The 16,361-nt window shown below is 69.3% G+C and carries 14 protein-coding genes and 1 pseudogene; 4 read left to right on the top strand and 11 right to left on the bottom strand.

Annotated features, from left to right (window positions below; genetic code table 11):
* Positions 1-13: 13 nt before the first annotated feature.
* The 3 genes from ACZ50Z_RS03675 to rimP form a co-directional block, all read right to left on the bottom strand.
* Positions 14-289, bottom strand: a complete 276-nt coding sequence (locus tag ACZ50Z_RS03675; RefSeq protein ID WP_464482311.1) for a YlxR family protein — start codon at positions 287-289, stop codon at positions 14-16.
* 144 nt (positions 290-433) lie between these two features.
* Positions 434-1,489 carry a transcription termination factor NusA gene (gene nusA, locus ACZ50Z_RS03670; protein WP_464482310.1) on the bottom strand — a complete coding sequence of 352 codons (1,056 nt, stop codon included), beginning with the start codon at positions 1,487-1,489 and terminating at the stop codon, positions 434-436.
* Positions 1,489-2,043, bottom strand: a complete 555-nt coding sequence (rimP, locus tag ACZ50Z_RS03665; protein WP_464482309.1) for a ribosome maturation factor RimP — start codon at positions 2,041-2,043, stop codon at positions 1,489-1,491. Before rimP ends, nusA begins: the two co-directional genes overlap by 1 nt.
* Before the next feature lie 207 nt (positions 2,044-2,250).
* Between rimP and ACZ50Z_RS03660 the strand changes: the two genes are divergently transcribed.
* Together ACZ50Z_RS03660 and ACZ50Z_RS03655 are read left to right on the top strand one after the other, a co-directional pair.
* A complete protein-coding gene (locus ACZ50Z_RS03660) occupies positions 2,251-2,778 on the top strand; it encodes a hypothetical protein (RefSeq protein WP_464482308.1) in 528 nt (175 codons plus the stop codon).
* A complete protein-coding gene (locus ACZ50Z_RS03655) occupies positions 2,775-3,221 on the top strand; it encodes a ferritin-like domain-containing protein (protein ID WP_464482307.1) in 447 nt (148 codons plus the stop codon). The genes ACZ50Z_RS03660 and ACZ50Z_RS03655 overlap by 4 nt, the downstream gene beginning before the upstream one ends.
* On the opposite strand, the gene ACZ50Z_RS03650 is transcribed toward ACZ50Z_RS03655, so the two are convergent.
* The 8 genes and pseudogenes from ACZ50Z_RS03650 to mqo all read right to left on the bottom strand — a co-directional run bounded on the left by ACZ50Z_RS03650 (position 3,218) and on the right by mqo (position 13,835).
* The gene (locus ACZ50Z_RS03650; RefSeq protein WP_464482306.1) at positions 3,218-4,966 is read right to left on the bottom strand and encodes a proline--tRNA ligase; all 1,749 of its coding nucleotides are present in this window, start codon (positions 4,964-4,966) and stop codon (positions 3,218-3,220) included. The genes ACZ50Z_RS03655 and ACZ50Z_RS03650 overlap by 4 nt on opposite strands.
* Before the next feature lie 112 nt (positions 4,967-5,078).
* Positions 5,079-6,686 carry an MFS transporter gene (locus ACZ50Z_RS03645; protein ID WP_464482305.1) on the bottom strand — a complete coding sequence of 536 codons (1,608 nt, stop codon included), beginning with the start codon at positions 6,684-6,686 and terminating at the stop codon, positions 5,079-5,081.
* Between the two features lie 22 nt (positions 6,687-6,708).
* Positions 6,709-7,925: pseudogene (gene cobA / locus ACZ50Z_RS03640) on the bottom strand (uroporphyrinogen-III C-methyltransferase).
* Between the two features lie 81 nt (positions 7,926-8,006).
* The gene (locus ACZ50Z_RS03635; RefSeq protein WP_464482304.1) at positions 8,007-9,395 is read right to left on the bottom strand and encodes a cobyrinate a,c-diamide synthase; all 1,389 of its coding nucleotides are present in this window, start codon (positions 9,393-9,395) and stop codon (positions 8,007-8,009) included.
* On the bottom strand, positions 9,392-10,006 hold the full coding sequence (gene cobO / locus ACZ50Z_RS03630; protein WP_464482303.1) for a cob(I)yrinic acid a,c-diamide adenosyltransferase: 615 nt from the start codon (positions 10,004-10,006) through the stop codon (positions 9,392-9,394). The genes ACZ50Z_RS03635 and cobO overlap by 4 nt, the downstream gene beginning before the upstream one ends.
* 15 nt (positions 10,007-10,021) lie before the next feature.
* Complete coding sequence (locus ACZ50Z_RS03625) at positions 10,022-11,869, bottom strand: magnesium chelatase subunit D family protein (RefSeq protein WP_464482302.1); 1,848 nt, start codon at positions 11,867-11,869, stop codon at positions 10,022-10,024.
* Positions 11,866-12,336: a GNAT family N-acetyltransferase gene (locus ACZ50Z_RS03620; RefSeq protein WP_043955188.1), complete on the bottom strand. Its 471-nt coding sequence runs from the start codon at positions 12,334-12,336 to the stop codon at positions 11,866-11,868. The genes ACZ50Z_RS03625 and ACZ50Z_RS03620 overlap by 4 nt, the downstream gene beginning before the upstream one ends.
* The gene (mqo, locus tag ACZ50Z_RS03615) at positions 12,333-13,835 is read right to left on the bottom strand and encodes a malate dehydrogenase (quinone) (protein WP_464482301.1); all 1,503 of its coding nucleotides are present in this window, start codon (positions 13,833-13,835) and stop codon (positions 12,333-12,335) included. The genes ACZ50Z_RS03620 and mqo overlap by 4 nt, the downstream gene beginning before the upstream one ends.
* A gap of 112 nt (positions 13,836-13,947) precedes the next feature.
* Here mqo and ACZ50Z_RS03610 point away from each other — a divergent pair, with 112 nt between their 5' ends.
* Positions 13,948-14,979 (top strand): alpha/beta hydrolase, encoded by a 1,032-nt coding sequence (locus ACZ50Z_RS03610; RefSeq protein ID WP_464482300.1) that lies wholly within the window; start codon positions 13,948-13,950, stop codon positions 14,977-14,979.
* Positions 14,980-14,981: 2 nt separating this feature from the next.
* Positions 14,982-16,361, top strand: coding sequence for a mycothione reductase (gene mtr / locus ACZ50Z_RS03605; RefSeq protein WP_464482299.1), 1,380 nt, complete (start codon positions 14,982-14,984; stop codon positions 16,359-16,361).

Below are 16,361 nucleotides of genomic sequence, written 5' to 3'. Positions count from 1 at the left end.
AGTCATCGGGACTTCACGGTGTGCTCATGTTCTTTGCTACCTGTTCTGTTGCCGGGCGATCGGGCGCACTCAAAGACTCTATGCGCTCGACCACCGCGGAGGTGTCCGGTGAACCGGTGATGCGCAGCGCTTTGGTGAAAGCCCGCCGCCGGATCGCCTGTTGTGCGCACTGCGGCACGGGATGCAGCCATGCACCCCGCCCCGGCAGGCTGCTGCCTGTGTCAACGATCACGGCGAATTCGCCGTTCCCGATCGGCACAGCCACCACGCGAAGCAGTTCGACGGCCAACTCTCGCTTTCGGCACCCGACGCACGTCCGTACGGGTCCATCCGCATGACGATGCGCTAAGGCCGGAGGCTCGCGCTGGATCACGAGCTAGTCTAGCGTCACCGGATCGATGGTCGGCACCGCCCGAGGATGTGTGGGCGCGCCCTAGCGGTCGTGCGCCATTCCGTGCGTGGCGCCGCGTTCGGGCTCGCTCTCCGGATGCCCGCCGGCACCGCCGGGCGAGTCGCCGCGGATGTCGATGCGCCAGCCCGTGAGCCGGGCGGCCAGCCGCGCGTTCTGCCCTTCCTTGCCGATGGCCAGGGACAACTGGAAGTCCGGGACCACCACCCGGGCGGCCCGGGCAGACTGGTCGATGATCGACACCGAGACCACCTTGGCCGGCGACAACGCATTGGCGACGAAGCGGGCCGGGTCCTCGTCGTAATCGATGATGTCGATCTTCTCGCCGGAGAGCTCGCTCATCACGTTGCGGACCCGCTGCCCCATCGGGCCGATGCAGGCGCCCTTGGCGTTCAGGCCGGGAAGGTTCGACTTCACCGCGATCTTGGAGCGATGGCCGGCCTCGCGCGCCACGGCCACGATCTCGACCGACTCGTCGGCGATCTCGGGCACCTCCAGGGAGAACAGCTTGCGGACCAGGTTGGGATGGGTGCGCGACAGCGTGATCAGCGGCTCGCGGGCCCCGCGGGTCACCCCGATCACGTAGCACCGCACGCGGTTGCCGTGCTCGTAGCTTTCCCCGGGGACCTGTTCGGCCGCCGGGATCACGCCCTCGGACGCCTTCGTCTCGGTGCCCATCCGGACCACCACCAGGCCCCGCGCGTTGGCCCGGCTGTCGCGCTGGATCACGCCCGCGACGATCTCGCCCTCACGCGTGGAGAACTCGCCGTAGGTGCGCTCGTTCTCGGCGTCGCGGAATCGCTGCAGCATCACCTGGCGTGCGGTAGTGGCGGCGATGCGCCCGAAGCCCTCGGGGGTGTCGTCCCATTCGCTGATGACGTTGTCGTCTTCGTCGGTTTCCCGGGCCATCACCCGGACGACGCCGGTCTTGCGGTCGATCTCGATCCGCGCGTCGTTCTGATGGCCCTCGGTGTGCCGGTAGGCGGTGAGCAGCGCGGACTTGATGGTCTCGAGCAGCTCGTTGACCGAGATGCCCCGATCCACCTCGATCGCATGCAGTGCGGCCATGTCGATGTTCATCAGCCCCGGCCCTCCTCATCGCTACGCTCTGCGTCGGCGGCGCGGCCTTGGCCCATACCCGCCAGTTCCAGTTCCGCTTGGGCAGGAGGCGAAAACTCCACCTGGACAACAGCTTTGACGACATCACCGAGCGGGACTTCGCGTCTCGCCCAGTCCCGGCCCGCGCGAACCACCAGCGCGACGGCGTCCTCGTTCGTCTCGCCGATGCGGCCGGTCAGCGTGGATCCATCGGAGAGCACGACGTCGACCTTGCGGCCGCGGGCGCGACGGAAGTGCTTCGCGCTGGTCAGCGGGCGGTCGACGCCGGGCGAGGAGACCTCGAGCACGTAGTGGTCGCCGATGGTGTCCAGACCGTCGAGCAGCGCCGACGCCGAGCGTGACAGCGTGGCCGCCGTGTCCAGGTCGAGGCCGTCGTCGCCGTCGGCGATCACCGTGATGCGTGGGGGGCGGGTGCGGGCATCGATGACCACGTCCTCGATCTCGTATCCCGCGCGCGCAAACTCTCCATCGAGTAGCTCGATCACCTGCGTCTGCGACGGTAGCCCGGTGGTCACGGCGAGCTCCTCATCTTGAGTTGTCCGGTCATCTGGCGGATGTCGCCGCCGCGATGGCTTCGCGTCCGGCTTCCGGTGTCCCGGCGGAGAACATGCTGGCTGCCCTCTGCGAGAACCAGCTATCCACGATACGCCAGGAATTGCGGATGGCGGCGCGATCGCGTGCTGGCTTCGTGCCCGCTGCCGAACCGGTGGCAGGATGTGCTTGTGCCTAGCGCAGTTCCGATCGTCAACCGGCGAGACGTCCTTTCCGGCGGCGTCGCTTTGGCCGCGCTGGGGGTGGTGTCCGCGTGCAGCAAGTCCGCGCCCAAACCCCCGCCCGTCGAACAACTGCTGGGGCCGTTGGACCAGGCGCGCCACGACAGCGCGCTGGCGAGCGCCGCCGCGTCGGCCGTCGGGAACCCTCCGCAGGTCGCCGCCGCGCTCACGGTGGTCGCGAGCCAACGCGCCGCGCACGCCCGCGCGCTGTCCGCCGAGATCGCGCGGGCCGCCGGCAAGCTCGCCGCGCCGTCATCGAGCGAAACGACCAGCCCGAGTCAGGCCGAACCGGCCGGGCCCCCGCCGCCCCCGCCGCCGGTGGCCGATGTGATCAACGCGCTGCACGCCTCGGCCGACAGCGCGGCCCGCCTGGTGGGCACCGAGTCCGGCTACCGGTCGGGGCTGCTCGCGTCGATCGCCGCGTCCTGCACGGCGTCCTACACCGTGGCGCTGGTGCCCGGGGGGCCGTCGATATGAGCTCGGGGAAGGACGCCGACAACGCGGCGCTGTCGGACGCGCTGGCCATCGAACACTCGACGATCTACGGCTATGGCATCGTCTCGGCGCTGTCGCCTCCCAGCGTGAACGGCATGGTGGTGGAGGCCCTCGAGCAGCACCGCCGGCGCCGCGACGACGTCATCGCGATGCTGACCGCCCGCAAGGTCACCGCTCCGGTCGCCGCGGCCGGCTACCAGCTGCCCCTGGTGGTCGGCAGCCCGGCGGACGCGGCGCGGCTGGCCGCACGGATGGAGAACGACGGCGCCGGCGCGTGGCGCCTGGTCGCCGAGCACGCCGAGACCGCCGAGGACCGGGCTTTCGCCTCGACGGCGCTGATTCAGAGTGCGGTCATGGCCGCCCGGTGGAACCGCGTGTTGGGCGCCTGGCCGATCACGACGAGCTTCCCGGGCGGCAACGACTAGCCGTTCAGGGCCGCCGCGATGTCGGTGGCCAGCGACGGCCCGGTCGCCAGTTCGCGGGTCTGCCCGCCGAAGCGGTCGCGTAGCTCCACCACGCCGTCCGCCCAGCCGCGTCCCACCACCACGATCCAGGGCACGCCCAGCAGCTCGGCATCCTTGAACTTCACGCCGGGTGAGGCCTGGCGGTCGTCCAGCAGGACGTCGACGCCCAACCGGTCGAGCTCGCCGGCGAGCTCGGTGGCCCCGGCGCGGGCCTGGTCGTCTTTGTTGGCGATCACCAGATGGACGTCGAACGGGGCGACGGCCGACGGCCACCGCAGGCCCAGCTCGTCGTGGTGCTGCTCGGCGATCACGGCCACCATCCGCGAGACGCCCAGGCCGTAGGAGCCCATGGTCAGGCGCACCGGCTTGCCGTCCTCGCCGAGCACGTCGGCGGTGAAGGCGTCGGTGTATTTGCGGCCGAGCTGGAAGATGTGCGCGACCTCGATACCGCGCGCCGACACCAGCGGGCCCGCGCCGTCCGGCGAGGGGTCACCGTCGCGCACCTCGGCGGCCTCGATGGTGCCGTCGGCGGTGAAATCCCGGCCGGCGACCAGCCCGACGACGTGCCGGCCCGGCTCGTCGGCACCGGTGATCCAGCTGGTGCCGTCGACCACGCGCGGATCGACAAGGTAGCGGACATCGTTGTCCTGCAACGCTTTCGGGCCGATATATCCCTTCACCAGATACGGGTGCTTCGCGAAGTCGGCGTCGTCGAGCATCGCGTATTCGGCCGGTTCGAGCGCCGCGCCCAGCCGCTTGTCGTCGACCTCGCGGTCGCCGGGCAGCCCGATGGCCAGCAGCTCCCACTCCCCGCCCGGCTCGCGCACTTTGAGCAGGACGTTCTTCAGTGTGTCGGCCGCGGTGACGGCGCGGCCCAGGTCGGCGGTGTTGGCCCAGTCCACCAGGGTGGCGATGGTCGGGGTGTCGCCGGTGTCGTGCACCACGGCGTCGGGCAACCCATCGATCGGCCGCGCCTCGGGCCGCGCGGTGACGACGGCCTCGACGTTGGCCGCATAGCCGGACTCCAGGCAGCGCACGAAGGTGTCCTCGCCGACCGGGCTTTCGGCCAGGAACTCCTCGGAGGCGCTGCCACCCATCGCCCCCGACACCGCCGACACGATGACGTAGCGCACCTGGAGCTTGTCGAAGATGCGCTGATAGGCCTCGCGGTGCGCGTGGTAAGCGGCCTTGAGCCCGGCGTCGTCGATGTCGAACGAGTAGGAGTCCTTCATCAGGAACTCCCGCACGCGCAGGATGCCGGCTCGCGGCCGCGCCTCGTCGCGGTATTTGTTCTGGATCTGGTAGAGCAGGACCGGAAAGTCTTTGTAGGAGCTGTATTCGCCCTTGACGGTCAGGGTGAACAACTCTTCGTGCGTCGGGCCCAGCAGGTAGTCGTTGCCGCGGCGGTCTTTGAGCCGGAACACCGAGTCGCCGTATTCTGTCCACCTGTTGGTCGTCTCGTAGGGCGCGCGGGGCAGCAGGGCCGGGAACAGGATCTCTTGCCCGCCAATGGCATTCATCTCCTCGCGGACGATGCGCTCGATGCGGCGCAGCACCCGCAATCCCAGCGGCAGCCAGCTGTACAGCCCGGGCGCGACGGGCCGGATGTAGCCGGCCCGGATCAGCAGCTTATGGCTGGCGACTTCGGCGTCGGCGGGATCATCGCGCAACGTGCGCAAAAACAGCTGGGACATCCGGGTGATCACAGCGGGCCAGCCTAGCGTGCGGGTAGCTGCGTCGAACGTCACGTCAGCACAACGCTCGCATCCCAGCGCCACTCTGGCGTGACACTCGGCGACGCAGCGCGTCTGCGGTGAGCTACAGCTCCCCGGCGTCCATCGCTTCCTTGACCTCTTGCGCGTGCGCAACCTGGTCGGGGGTGTAGCCGATGAGCAGCGCCGCCCCGCCGACGATGACGGCCACGCCGGCCACCCACAGCAGGCCGTAGGTATAGCCGTGGTCGAGCGCCTGCAACTGCGCGTCGTTCATGGTTTTCACCGGGCCGGTCGTGCCGCCCAAATACAGTGTCCGCGAGGTGATCACGGCCTGGATGACGGCCAAGACGAGCGGGCCACCCAGGCTTTGCAGCATCAGCGTGACCGCCGAGACCGGACCGATCTGATCGAAGCCCACACCGGCGATGGCCGACAGCGTCAGGGGTACGACGGCCATCCCGATGCCGATCCCGCCGACCACGATCGGCAAGACCAGGTTGGGGAAGTAGGCGACGCCGCGGTGCATGAACGCCCAGCCGTACAGCATCGCCCAGAAGAGCAGGATGCCGCCGCCGATGGTCAAGACCCGCGGCGAGAACCGCGACACCAGCTGCGAGGAGACGCCGAGGCCGATCCCCATCGCGATGACGAACGGGATGAAGCCGACGCCGGCGTGCAGCGCGCTGTAGCCGAGGATGTCCTGCACGTACAGGCCGATGCACACGGTCAGGCTGAACATCAGCCCGCCGGCCAAAAAGATTGCGATGAAGGTGACCAACCGGTTGCGGTCACGGAACAGATCGAACGGCACGACGGGGTTCTCGGCCGTGCGCTCCACGACGATGAAGCCCAGCGCCGCAAGCATCGCCACCACGCCCGAACCGATGGTGGTGATCGACACCCAACCCTTTTCCGGCCCCATCGAGAAGGCGAACACCGCGGCAGTGCACGTCAGGGTCGCCAGCATGGCGCCGGTGGCGTCGAGCTTCATCCGCTCGCGGTTGGTCTCCCGCAGCGCGGTGCGGGCCAGGTACATCATCACCAGGCCGATCGGCACGTTCACCAGGAACGCCAGCCGCCACGACACCTCGGTGAGCGCTCCCCCGACCACGAGGCCCATCACCGAGCCGACGGCGGTCATGGCGGCGAACACCGCGGTCGCGAAGTTGCGCGCCGGTCCCTTGGGGAACGTCGTCGCCACCAACGCCAGGCCTGTCGGCGAGGCGATGGCCGATCCGACGCCCTGCGACAGCCGCGCGATGACCATGGTCGCCTCGTCCCAGGCGACCGCGCACAGCACCGACGAGATGGTGAACAGCGCGACACCGACGATGAAGGTGCGCTTGCGCCCGATGGTGTCGCCGAGCCGGCCGCCGAGCAGCATCAGCCCGCCGAATGTCAGCACATAGGCGGTGATCACCCAGCTGCGGCCGGCGTCGGACAGGCTGAGCTCGTTTTGGATCTTGGGGAGCGCGACGATCGCGACGGTGCTGTCCATCGTCGCAAGCAGCTGCATACCCCCGATGGCGACGACGGCCGCGATGAAGCGCCGAGAGGGCAGCCACGCCGGGTAGTACTTGCTGATGCGATTGGAGGCGGTCTCCGCCGGGGGCTTTGAGGCGGTCTCCGCCGTGCGCACCGGGGCCGGACGATCGGGGCGTGCAGACGTCCAGTTTTGGACAGCGCGCTCTGAGTCGTTGAGAGCCGTCATAAAGGGTTACCTTACAGTAATCTTAAGAACCGTTTAAACCCCGAACGCCGCCACAGCGCCGATCACGATGATCGCGGGAGGTCGGATACCGTCGGCGCGAATCTTTTCCGGCGTGTCGGCCAGGGTAGCCCGCAAAGTGTGTTGAGCGGCCGTCGTTCCATGCTGGACGACTAGCACGGGCGTATCCGCAGGTCGACCGCCCTTGAGTAGCGCTTCGGCGAAAAGTTCGATGCGTTCGACTGCCATCAGCAAAACAATCGTGCCCGACAGTGCGGCCAGCGCATCCCAATTCACTAACGATTCGGGGTGCCCGGGCGGCAGATGGCCGCTGACCACCACGAACTCGTGATTGATCGCCCGGTGCGTGACGGGAACGCCCGCCAATGCGGGCACTCCTATGGCGCTTGTCACACCCGGCACCACCGTGACCGGGATCCCGGCCTCAGCGCACGCGATCACCTCCTCGTAGCCGCGGGCGAAGACGAACGGGTCCCCTCCTTTAAGGCGCACCACGAAGCTTCCGGCCCGGGCGCGCTCGATCATCACGTCGTTGATGGCGTCCTGGGCCATCGCCCGCCCGTAGGGGATCTTGGCGGCGTCGATGACCTCCACGTGCGGGGGCAGCTCGGCGAGCAGTTCCGGCGGCGCGAGGCGGTCGGCGACGACCACGTCGGCCTGCGCGAGCAGCCGGCGCCCGCGCACAGTGATCAGTTCGGGGTCGCCGGGACCGCCCCCGATCAGCGCCACCGTGCCCGCGACGGCGTCGGAGCTCACCGGGCCGTCGGGGGTGATGACCCCGGTCTGCAGCGCTTCGCGGATGGCCGAGCGGATCGCCGCCGAGCGTCGGTGCTCGCCGCCGGCCAGGACGCCGACGGAGAGCCCGGCATAGCTGAAAGACGCTGGCGTTACTGCTGTTCCCTCCACGGCGACGTCCGCGCGCACGCAGAAGATCTGGCGGCTTTCGGCCTCGGCGACGACGGCCTCGTTCACGTGGGGGTCGTCGGTGGCGGCGATCGCGTACCAGGCTCCCTCGAGGTCGCCATCGCGGTATTCGCGCAATGCCAGGGTGATTCCGGTCATCGCCTCGACCGAGCGGGTGGCGCTGCGGGAGATGACGTGGACGTCGGCGCCGCTGGCGATGAGCAACGGCAGCCGGCGCTGGGCGACGGTGCCGCCGCCGACGACGACAACCTTCTTGCCGGTCAGCCGCAGCCCCACGAGGTAGGCGCTCTCAGTCACCCGGCAAGCCTAGTGGTTGTTGATGTTCGCGCCGCGCGCGTAACGACACTGCGAAGAATCCGGCCAAACGCTGCCGTGACGTTACCTTCGCGAACCGGCGGTCCGCGCTGCGTGTGCGACGAAGCGCGCCGCCGCCTGCGGCGCGGCCGCCGGGTGGGTGTGCAGATACGACGCGTGCACGCCGGCGTGTACGACGCCATCGCGCACCGCCCCGCCCGCCCGGTCGGCATCCGGCGCCCGATACATCCACGCCGGCTGATAGCTGTCGCTGAATGTGATTGCGGTGCGGTGAAATTCGTGCCCGACCGCGCGCTGGCCCGCGGTGTACAGCGGGGAATCGGCCACGGCGACGGCGTCGCGGTAGGACAGTGTCAGGTGCGGAGTGAAGCGGGCCTGTCCGGCCAGCACACCGCACATCGGGTGGCCGTCGAGTTCGGCGGCCAAGTAGATCAGCCCGGCGCACTCGGCATGGACGGGCGCCCCGGCGGCGGCCAGCTCCTTGATCTGCCCGCGCACCACCTCGTTGGCGGACAGCTCGGCGGTGAACTGTTCGGGAAAGCCGCCGGGCAGCAACAGCGCAGCGCTGCCGTCGGGCAGCGCGTCCCCGAGCGGATCGAATTCGACGACGTCCGCACCGGCGGCCGCCAGCAGCTCGGCGTGCTCGGCGTAGCCGAAGGTGAAGGCCTTGCCGGCCGCCACCGCGACGGTGGGCCGCCCGTGCGCCGGCTCGCCCACCGCCGTCGCCGGATCCCAGGGCTCCTGCGCCGCCGGGGCCCGCGCGACTGCCCGCACGGCCGCCAGGTCGACGTGGCGGGCGACCAAGGCGGTCATCGCGTCGACCGCCTGCCGTGCCCGGCGCCCGTATTCGACGGCGGTGACGAGTCCCAAATACCTTGTGGGCAACTCTAATTCGGCGGTGCGCGGGATGGCGCCCAGCACCGGGACACCGGCCTGCTCGCAGGCCTGCCGCAGCACCAGCTCATGCCGGGCCGAGCCGACCCGGTTGAGGATCACGCCGGTGACCCGGGTTGCGGTGTCGAACGTCGAAAAGCCATGCAGCAGCGCGGCGATGCTCTGGCTTTGACCGCGCGCGTCGATGACCAGGATGACGGGCACGCCCAGCAGGCCGGCGACGTGCGCGGTCGATCCCATGGCGGGGGCGGCGACAGAGGGGCCGATCTTCCCGTCGAACAGCCCCATCACGCCTTCGATCACGGCGATGTCCGCGCCGTGGGCGCCATGGGCGTACAGCGGGCCGACGAGACCCTCCCCGACCAGTACCGGGTCGAGGTTGCGGCCCGGCCGGCCGGAGGCGAGACCGTGATAGCCGGGATCGATGAAGTCCGGGCCCACCTTGAACGGCGCGACGGTGTGACCTGCCTGCCGCAGGGCGCCGATCAAACCCGTTGCCACGGTGGTCTTTCCGCTTCCGGATGCGGGCGCGGCGATGACCACGGCGGGAACTCTCACCACTCGATACCCTTCTGCCCCTTGCGCCCGGCGTCCATCGGATGCTTGACCTTGGTCATCTCGGTGACCAGGTCGGCCGCCTCGACCAGCCGCTGCGGGGCATCGCGCCCGGTGATGACGACGTGCTGATGACCGGGGCGGGCCGACAACACCTCGACCACCTCGTCGACGTCCACCCAGCCCCATTTCAGCGGATAGGTGAACTCGTCCAGGACATAGAAGTCGTGACGCTGGGCCGCCAGGCGGCGCGCGACCTCGGCCCAGCCGTCGGCCGCGGCCGCCGCGTGATCGGTATCGCTGCCCGCTTTACGCGTCCAGGACCAGCCGGCGCCCATCTTGTGCCACTCCACCGATGCACCGATCCGGTGCTGCTCGTACACGTCGCCGAGCGCGGCGAAAGCCGCCTCTTCGCCCACCTTCCACTTGGCGCTCTTGACGAATTGGAAAACCGCGACGGAGAGCCCGGCGTTCCAGGCCCGCAACGCCATTCCGAACGCCGCCGTCGACTTGCCCTTGCCGGCGCCGGTATGCACGGCCAGCACGGGCGTGTGACGGCGCGCCCGGGTGGTCAGGCCGTCATTGGGGATCTGGAGCGGAACTCCTTGCGGCATAACAAGTTACCTTTCTCACGCCACGTCGCGTACCGCACGGGTCAACGAATCGGCGTGCAACTGCTCCAGCCGAACGGCAGGTGCACCGAGTTGGCGGGCCAGCTGCTCGGCCAAGCCCAGCCGCACGTACGACGTTTCGCAGTCCACGACCACCGCGGCGGCGCCTTCGGCGACCAACCGGGCCGCTGCGGATCGGGTGCGGCCCAACGGATCCGGGCCGGCCGTGGCCCGGCCGTCGGTGAGCACCACCACCAGGGCGCGGCGGGCCCGGTCACGCGCCTTCTCCCGGACGATCAGCTCGCGCGCGGCCAGCAAACCTTCGGCCAGCGGGGTCTTGCCGCCGGTGTCGAATCGGGCCAGTCGCCGGCCGGCGATGTGGGCCGAGGAGGTCGGCGGCAACAACAACCGCGCCTCCTGGTGCCGGAAGGTGATCACGGCGACCTTGTCGCGGCGCTGATAGGCGTCGCGCAGCAGCGACAGTGTGGCACCGCTGACCGCCGCCATGCGGTCCCGGGCGGCCATCGAACCCGACGCGTCGACGACGAAGATCACCAGGTTGCCTTCGCGTCCCTCGCGCACGGCGCGGCGCACATCGTCGGGTTGAGGGCGCAACGGCCCGGCCCCGGCGCGCTCGGCGGCCGAGAGCAGCGTGGCGAACAGGTGCAGTCCGTGCCCGCCGCAGCTGGTGTCGTCCCCGGCGGTGGCGGCGATGACGCTGCCGCTGGCGTTGCGCGCCCGTGACCGTCGGCCGGGCGCTCCCTCCCCGACGCCGGGAACCCGCAGCGTGCGGGTGCGGAAGGTTTTCGACGGCGGGGCGCTGGGCTTGGTCTTCGGCGGCTGTACCGGGGCGCTCTCCCCCGAATCCCGTTGCAGCCCATCCGGTTCGGTGCCGCTCGATTGACCACCGCCGGGCGGGTCGGGGTCCGGGTCCGGGTCCGGGTCGGAGCCGGCCTGCGCCAAAGCCTCGTCCAACTGGTCGCGGTCGATACCCGGATCGTCGAAGGGGTCGCGGCGGCGCCGATGCGGCAGCGCCAGCTCGGCGGCCACCCGGATGTCCTGTTCTGAGACGGTGTCCGCCCCGCGCCAGGCGGCGTGTGCGACGGCGGTGCGTGCCACCACCAGGTCCGCACGCATGCCGTCGACATCGAACGCCGCGCACAGCGCGGCGATGCGCCGTAACTCGGTGTCGGGCAACTCCACCTCGTCGACGAGCGCTCGGGCCGCGGCGATGCGCCGGGCCAACTCGGCGTCGGCATCGGCGTAGCGTTCGGCGAACCCGTCCGGATCGGCCTCATAGGCCATTCGCTGGCGGATGACCTCCACCCGCACGTCGACGTCGCGTGAGGCGTGCACATCGACGGTCAGCCCGAACCGATCCAACAGCTGCGGACGCAGTTCGCCCTCTTCGGGATTCATGGTGCCGATCAACACGAACCGCGCCTCGTGCGAATGCGAGATGCCGTCGCGTTCGATGTGCACGCGCCCCATCGCCGCGGCATCGAGCAGCACATCGACAAGGTGATCGTGCAGCAGGTTGACCTCGTCGACGTAGAGCACGCCGCCGTGTGCGCGCGCCAGCAGGCCGGGCGAAAACGCGTGCTCGCCGTCGCGCAACACGCGCTGCAGGTCCAGCGAGCCGATCACCCTGTCTTCTGTTGCCCCGAGCGGCATTTCGACCAGGCCGGAGTCGCTGCCGGTCGCCGCGGACAGCAACGCCGCCAGGCCCCGCACAGCCGTCGACTTGGCGGTGCCCTTTTCGCCGCGGATGAGCGCGCCGCCGATCTCGGGGCGCACGGCGCACAACAGCAGGGCAAGCCGCAGCTGGTCGTGCCCGACGATGGCACTGAACGGGTAGGGCCTCACGGCTTGGCCGCCGGACCGGAGCCGGGCCGCAGCATGGGCACGTGCGGGACGCCGTCGTCGAGGAAATCGTCGCCGTCGCGCACGAATCCGTGCTGCGCGTACATGTCGGCCAAATAGGTTTGCGCGTTGATCCGGCACGGGTAGTCACCCACCTCGGCCAGGGCCGCGCGCAGCAGCCGGGTGGTGTGGCCTTGCCCGCGGGCGTTGCGCTTGGTGCACAGACGCCCGATGCGGAACGCCTTCTCGCCTCCCGCGTGCTCCTCCATCAGGCGTAGGGTGCAGATCACCTCACCGTCCGCGGTCTCCAGCCAGAAGTGCCGCGTTTCGGCGAGGAGGTCGCGGCCGTCCAGTTCCGGATACGGGATCGCCTGTTCGACGACGAACACCTCCACCCTCAACTTGAGCAGCTCGTAAAGTGTCTGGGCATCAAGGTCTTTGGCCCATATCCGCCGCAGTGCCTCACTCAATTGCGCCGCTCCCCTAGATCGTCCAACCCAAGCGCCTTCGTTCCCCACGAAAAAACCTCGTCGTACAGAGCCGGCTCATCCGACAGTGACGTCCCGAAGGATGGAACCATCTCCTTGAGCGCGGGCAGCCATGACTGAAAGCGGTTGGCAAAGCACCGTTGCAACACGTCGAGCATGATCGGCACCGCGGTCGACGCCCCCGGCGAACCGCCGAGCAGACCGGCGATGCTGCCGTCGGCGGCACCCACCACCACGGTGTCGAAGTCGAGCACCCCGCCCTTGCGCCTGTCACGCCGGATCACCTGCACGCGCTGACCGGCCACCGTCAGCTCCCAGTCGGAATCGACTGCGGTGGGCGCGAATTCGCGCAAGATGCGCAGCCGGTCGGGCTGGGAGAGCCGCAGTTGTCCGAGCAGGTAGCGGACCAGCGTCAGCTGGGTGGCGCCGACACCGAGCAATGCGGCCAGGTTGTGCGGTTTCACCGAGCGGGGCAGGTCGGTGACGTGGCCGTGCTTCAAGAATTTCGGCGACCAGCCGGCGTACGGGCCGAACACCAGCCACGGCTTGCCGTTGACGTAGCGCAGGTCCAGATGCAGCGCCCCCAGGGGCGGGGCGCCGGGTGCGGGCGCCCCGTACACCTTGGCCCGGTGTGCGGCGGTGAGCGCCGGGTTGTCGGCGCGCAGGAACCGGCCGCCGATCGGGAATCCCGCGAAGCCCTTGACCTCGCTGATGCCGGACTTCTGCAGCAGCGGCAGCGCGTCACCACCTGCCCCGACAAAGACGAATTTGGCGTGAGCGCGGCGCTTTTCGCCGGTGCGGCGATTGCGGATCGACAGCGCCCAGCCGCCGTCGGACCGCCGGGTCAGGTTGCGGACCTCATGGCCGAACAAGGCCGTCGCGCCGCCGCGCACGCAGAACCCCACCAATTGTCGCGACAGCGCGCCGAAGTCGACGTCGGTGCCGTGGGCAGCCCAGTTCAGCGCGGTCGGCGTGGAGAAGTCGCGTTGGGCGGCCATCAACGGCAGCCGGCGCGCGAATTCCTGGGTGTCCTCGATCAATTCGATGCCGGCGAACAGCGGGTTGGCGGCCAGGGCCTGCCGGCGTCGCCGCAGATAGTCGACGCGCTGCGCCCCGCGCACGAAGCTCGCGTGCGGGATCCGGGTCAGGAAGCGGCGATCGGTCAGGATGCCGTTCTCGACCGCGTACGCCCAGAACTGGCGGGTCACCTGAAACTGCTCGTTGATGCGCACCGCTTTGCTGATGTCGATCGAGCCGTCGGGGCGTTGCGGGGTGTAGTTCAGCTCGCACAGCGCCGAATGCCCGGTGCCGGCGTTGTTCCAGGGGCTGCTGCTTTCGGCGGCGACGGCGTCGAGCCGCTCGACGAAGGTCAGGGTCCACTCCGGCTGCAGCCGGCGCAGCAACGCGCCCAGCGTCGCGCTCATGATGCCCGCGCCCACCAGCACGACGTCCGTGCGCGTGGTTGTGGCTAGCGACGACACCTGCTTGCTGGTCCTTCCCTCGGCTTGGGCCGGTCCCCAGGTTATCCCGAGGCAAAGTGGGCGCCAACGCCGTGCGGCTCCCCGTGGCCAGCAAAAGCTCTAAGCTTGCCTCGTGACTGGCTGGGTGCCCGATGTCCTCCCCGGATATTGGCAGCGCACCATCGCGCTGGGCCGCGATCCCGCCGGTGAGGGCGACATCGTCGCGACCCTGATCCGGCGCGGGCCCGCAACGGCACAAGACCTCGGCCAGACCGGACCGGCCGGGCGCGCGGTGCTGGCGGTACACGGCTACACCGATTACTTCTTCCATACGGAGCTCGCCGATCATTTCGCCGCCCGCGGCTTCGCCTTCTACGCGCTGGACCTTCACAAGTGCGGGCGGTCGCACCGCGACGGCCAGACCCCACACTTCATCACCGACCTCGCCAACTACGACACCGAACTTTCACACGCCCTGGACGCCGTGCGTGCGCAGGCCCGCACGGTGTTGGTGTACGGGCATTCCGCGGGCGGACTCATCGTGTCGTTGTGGCTGGACCGGTTGCGGCGGCGCGACCCGTCCGCGCATGCCGACATCGGCGGCCTGGTGCTCAACAGCCCGTTTTTGGACCTTCCCGGGCCGGCCATTCTGCGGCATTCGGCCACCGTGGCGCTGCTCGCGGGTCTGTCGCGGGTGCGGTCCAAGGGCGTGGCCCGGTCACCGGGTGAGGGCGGCTACGGCACCACGTTGCACCGCGACTACGGCGGGCAGTTCGACTACAACCTGCAGTGGAAACCCGTGGGCGGCTTCCCGATCACGTTCGGTTGGCTGCACGCCATCCGCCGCGGCCACGCCCGCCTGCACCGCGGCCTCGACGTCGGCGTGCCGAACCTGATCCTGCGCTCGGACCACAGCGTGCACGAAACCGCGGACCCGGCGTCCATGCGATGCGGCGACGCCGTTCTCGACGTCACCCAGATCGCCAGGTGGGCGGGCTGTATCGGGAACCGCAGCACCATCGTCCCGGTGATCGACGCCAAACACGACGTGTTCTTGTCGTTGGCCCCTCCGCGCGAGGTCGCGTATCGGGAACTGGATCTCTGGCTCGACGAGTACCTGCCCACCAACAACAACGACGCCCCGGCGTCGTTCGGAAAGGGGTGACGGTGGAGACCTACGACGTCGCAATCATCGGAACCGGTTCGGGCAACAGCATTCTCGATGACCGCTTCGCCGACAAACGGGTGGCCATCTGCGAGCAGGGCACCTTCGGGGGCACGTGCCTGAACGTCGGGTGCATCCCGACCAAGATGTTCGTCTACGCCGCCGAGGTCGCCCGGACCATCCGGGAGGCGGCGCGTTACGGCATCGACGCGCGCATCGAGCGGGTGCGCTGGGACGACATCGTCTCGCGCGTGTTCGGGCGCATCGATCCGATCGGGGTCGGCGGCGAGGATTATCGGAATGCCGCGCCCAATATCGATGTGTACAAACAGCACACGCGGTTCGGTCCGGTCCAGGCCGACGGCCGTTACCTGTTGCGCACCGACGCCGGCGACGAGTTCGCGGCCGACCAGGTGGTGATCGCGGCGGGCGCGCGTGCCGTGGTCCCCCCGGCGATCCTCGAGTGCGGCGCGACGTACCACACCAGCGACACGATCATGCGAATCCCCGAACTGCCGGAACATTTGGTGATCGTCGGCGGCGGTTTCGTGGCGGCCGAATTCGCGCACATCTTTTCCTCGCTGGGCTCGCGCGTCACCCTGGTGGTCCGGGGCTCCACATTGCTGCGGCATCTCGACGACGTCGTCAGCGAGCGCTTCACTCGCATCGCGGCGAACAAATGGGAGCTGCACACCCACCGCAACGTCGTGGGCGCCGAAAACCAAGGTTCGTGCGTAGCGGTGGAACTCGACGACGGCCGCACCGTGAACGCCGACGCGCTGCTGGTGGCGACCGGCCGCCTGCCCAACGGCGATCTGCTCGACGCCGAGCAGGCGGGTGTCACCGTCGAGGATGGCCTGGTGGTCGTCGACGAGTACCAGCGGACCACGGCGCGTGGCGTTTTCGCGCTCGGCGACGTCTCCTCGTCGTATCAGCTCAAGCACGTCGCCAACCACGAGGCGCGCGTCGTGCAGCACAATCTGCTGTGCGATTGGGACAACACCGAAGCGATGGCCGTCACCGACCATCGCTACGTGCCCGCGGCGGTGTTCACCGATCCGCAGATCGCCTCCGTGGGGCTGACCGAAAACGAGGCCATCGCACAGGGTTTCAAGATTTCGGTAAAGATTCAGGACTACGGCGACGTCGCCTACGGGTGGGCGTCGGAGGACACCACCGGGATCGTCAAGCTCGTCGCCGAGCGCGGCACCGGCCGCCTGCTGGGCGCCCACATCATGGGCGACCAGGCCTCGTCGATCATCCAGCCGTTGATCCAGGCGATGAGCTTCGGGCTGAGCGCCCCGCAGATGGCCCGCGGGCAGTACTGGATCCATCCGGCGCTGGCCGAGGTGGTGGAGAACGCGCTACTGGGTCTGCACTGA

Source organism: Mycobacterium sp. NTMscope_MAC_269 (assembly GCF_976985695.1).
The sequence above is the reverse complement of the archived record's forward strand: the minus strand, read 5'-3'. Positions and strand labels throughout refer to the sequence as shown.

What these genes read in the sequence shown, in the direction of transcription:
- nusA (WP_464482310.1), bottom strand. Translation starts at nt 1,489, where the DNA reads ATGAACATCGACATGGCCGCACTGCATGCGATCGAGGTGGATCGGGGC.
- ACZ50Z_RS03655 (WP_464482307.1), top strand. Translation starts at nt 2,775, where the DNA reads ATGAGCTCGGGGAAGGACGCCGACAACGCGGCGCTGTCGGACGCGCTG.
- ACZ50Z_RS03645 (WP_464482305.1), bottom strand. Translation starts at nt 6,686, where the DNA reads ATGACGGCTCTCAACGACTCAGAGCGCGCTGTCCAAAACTGGACGTCT.
- cobO (WP_464482303.1), bottom strand. Translation starts at nt 10,006, where the DNA reads ATGCCGCAAGGAGTTCCGCTCCAGATCCCCAATGACGGCCTGACCACC.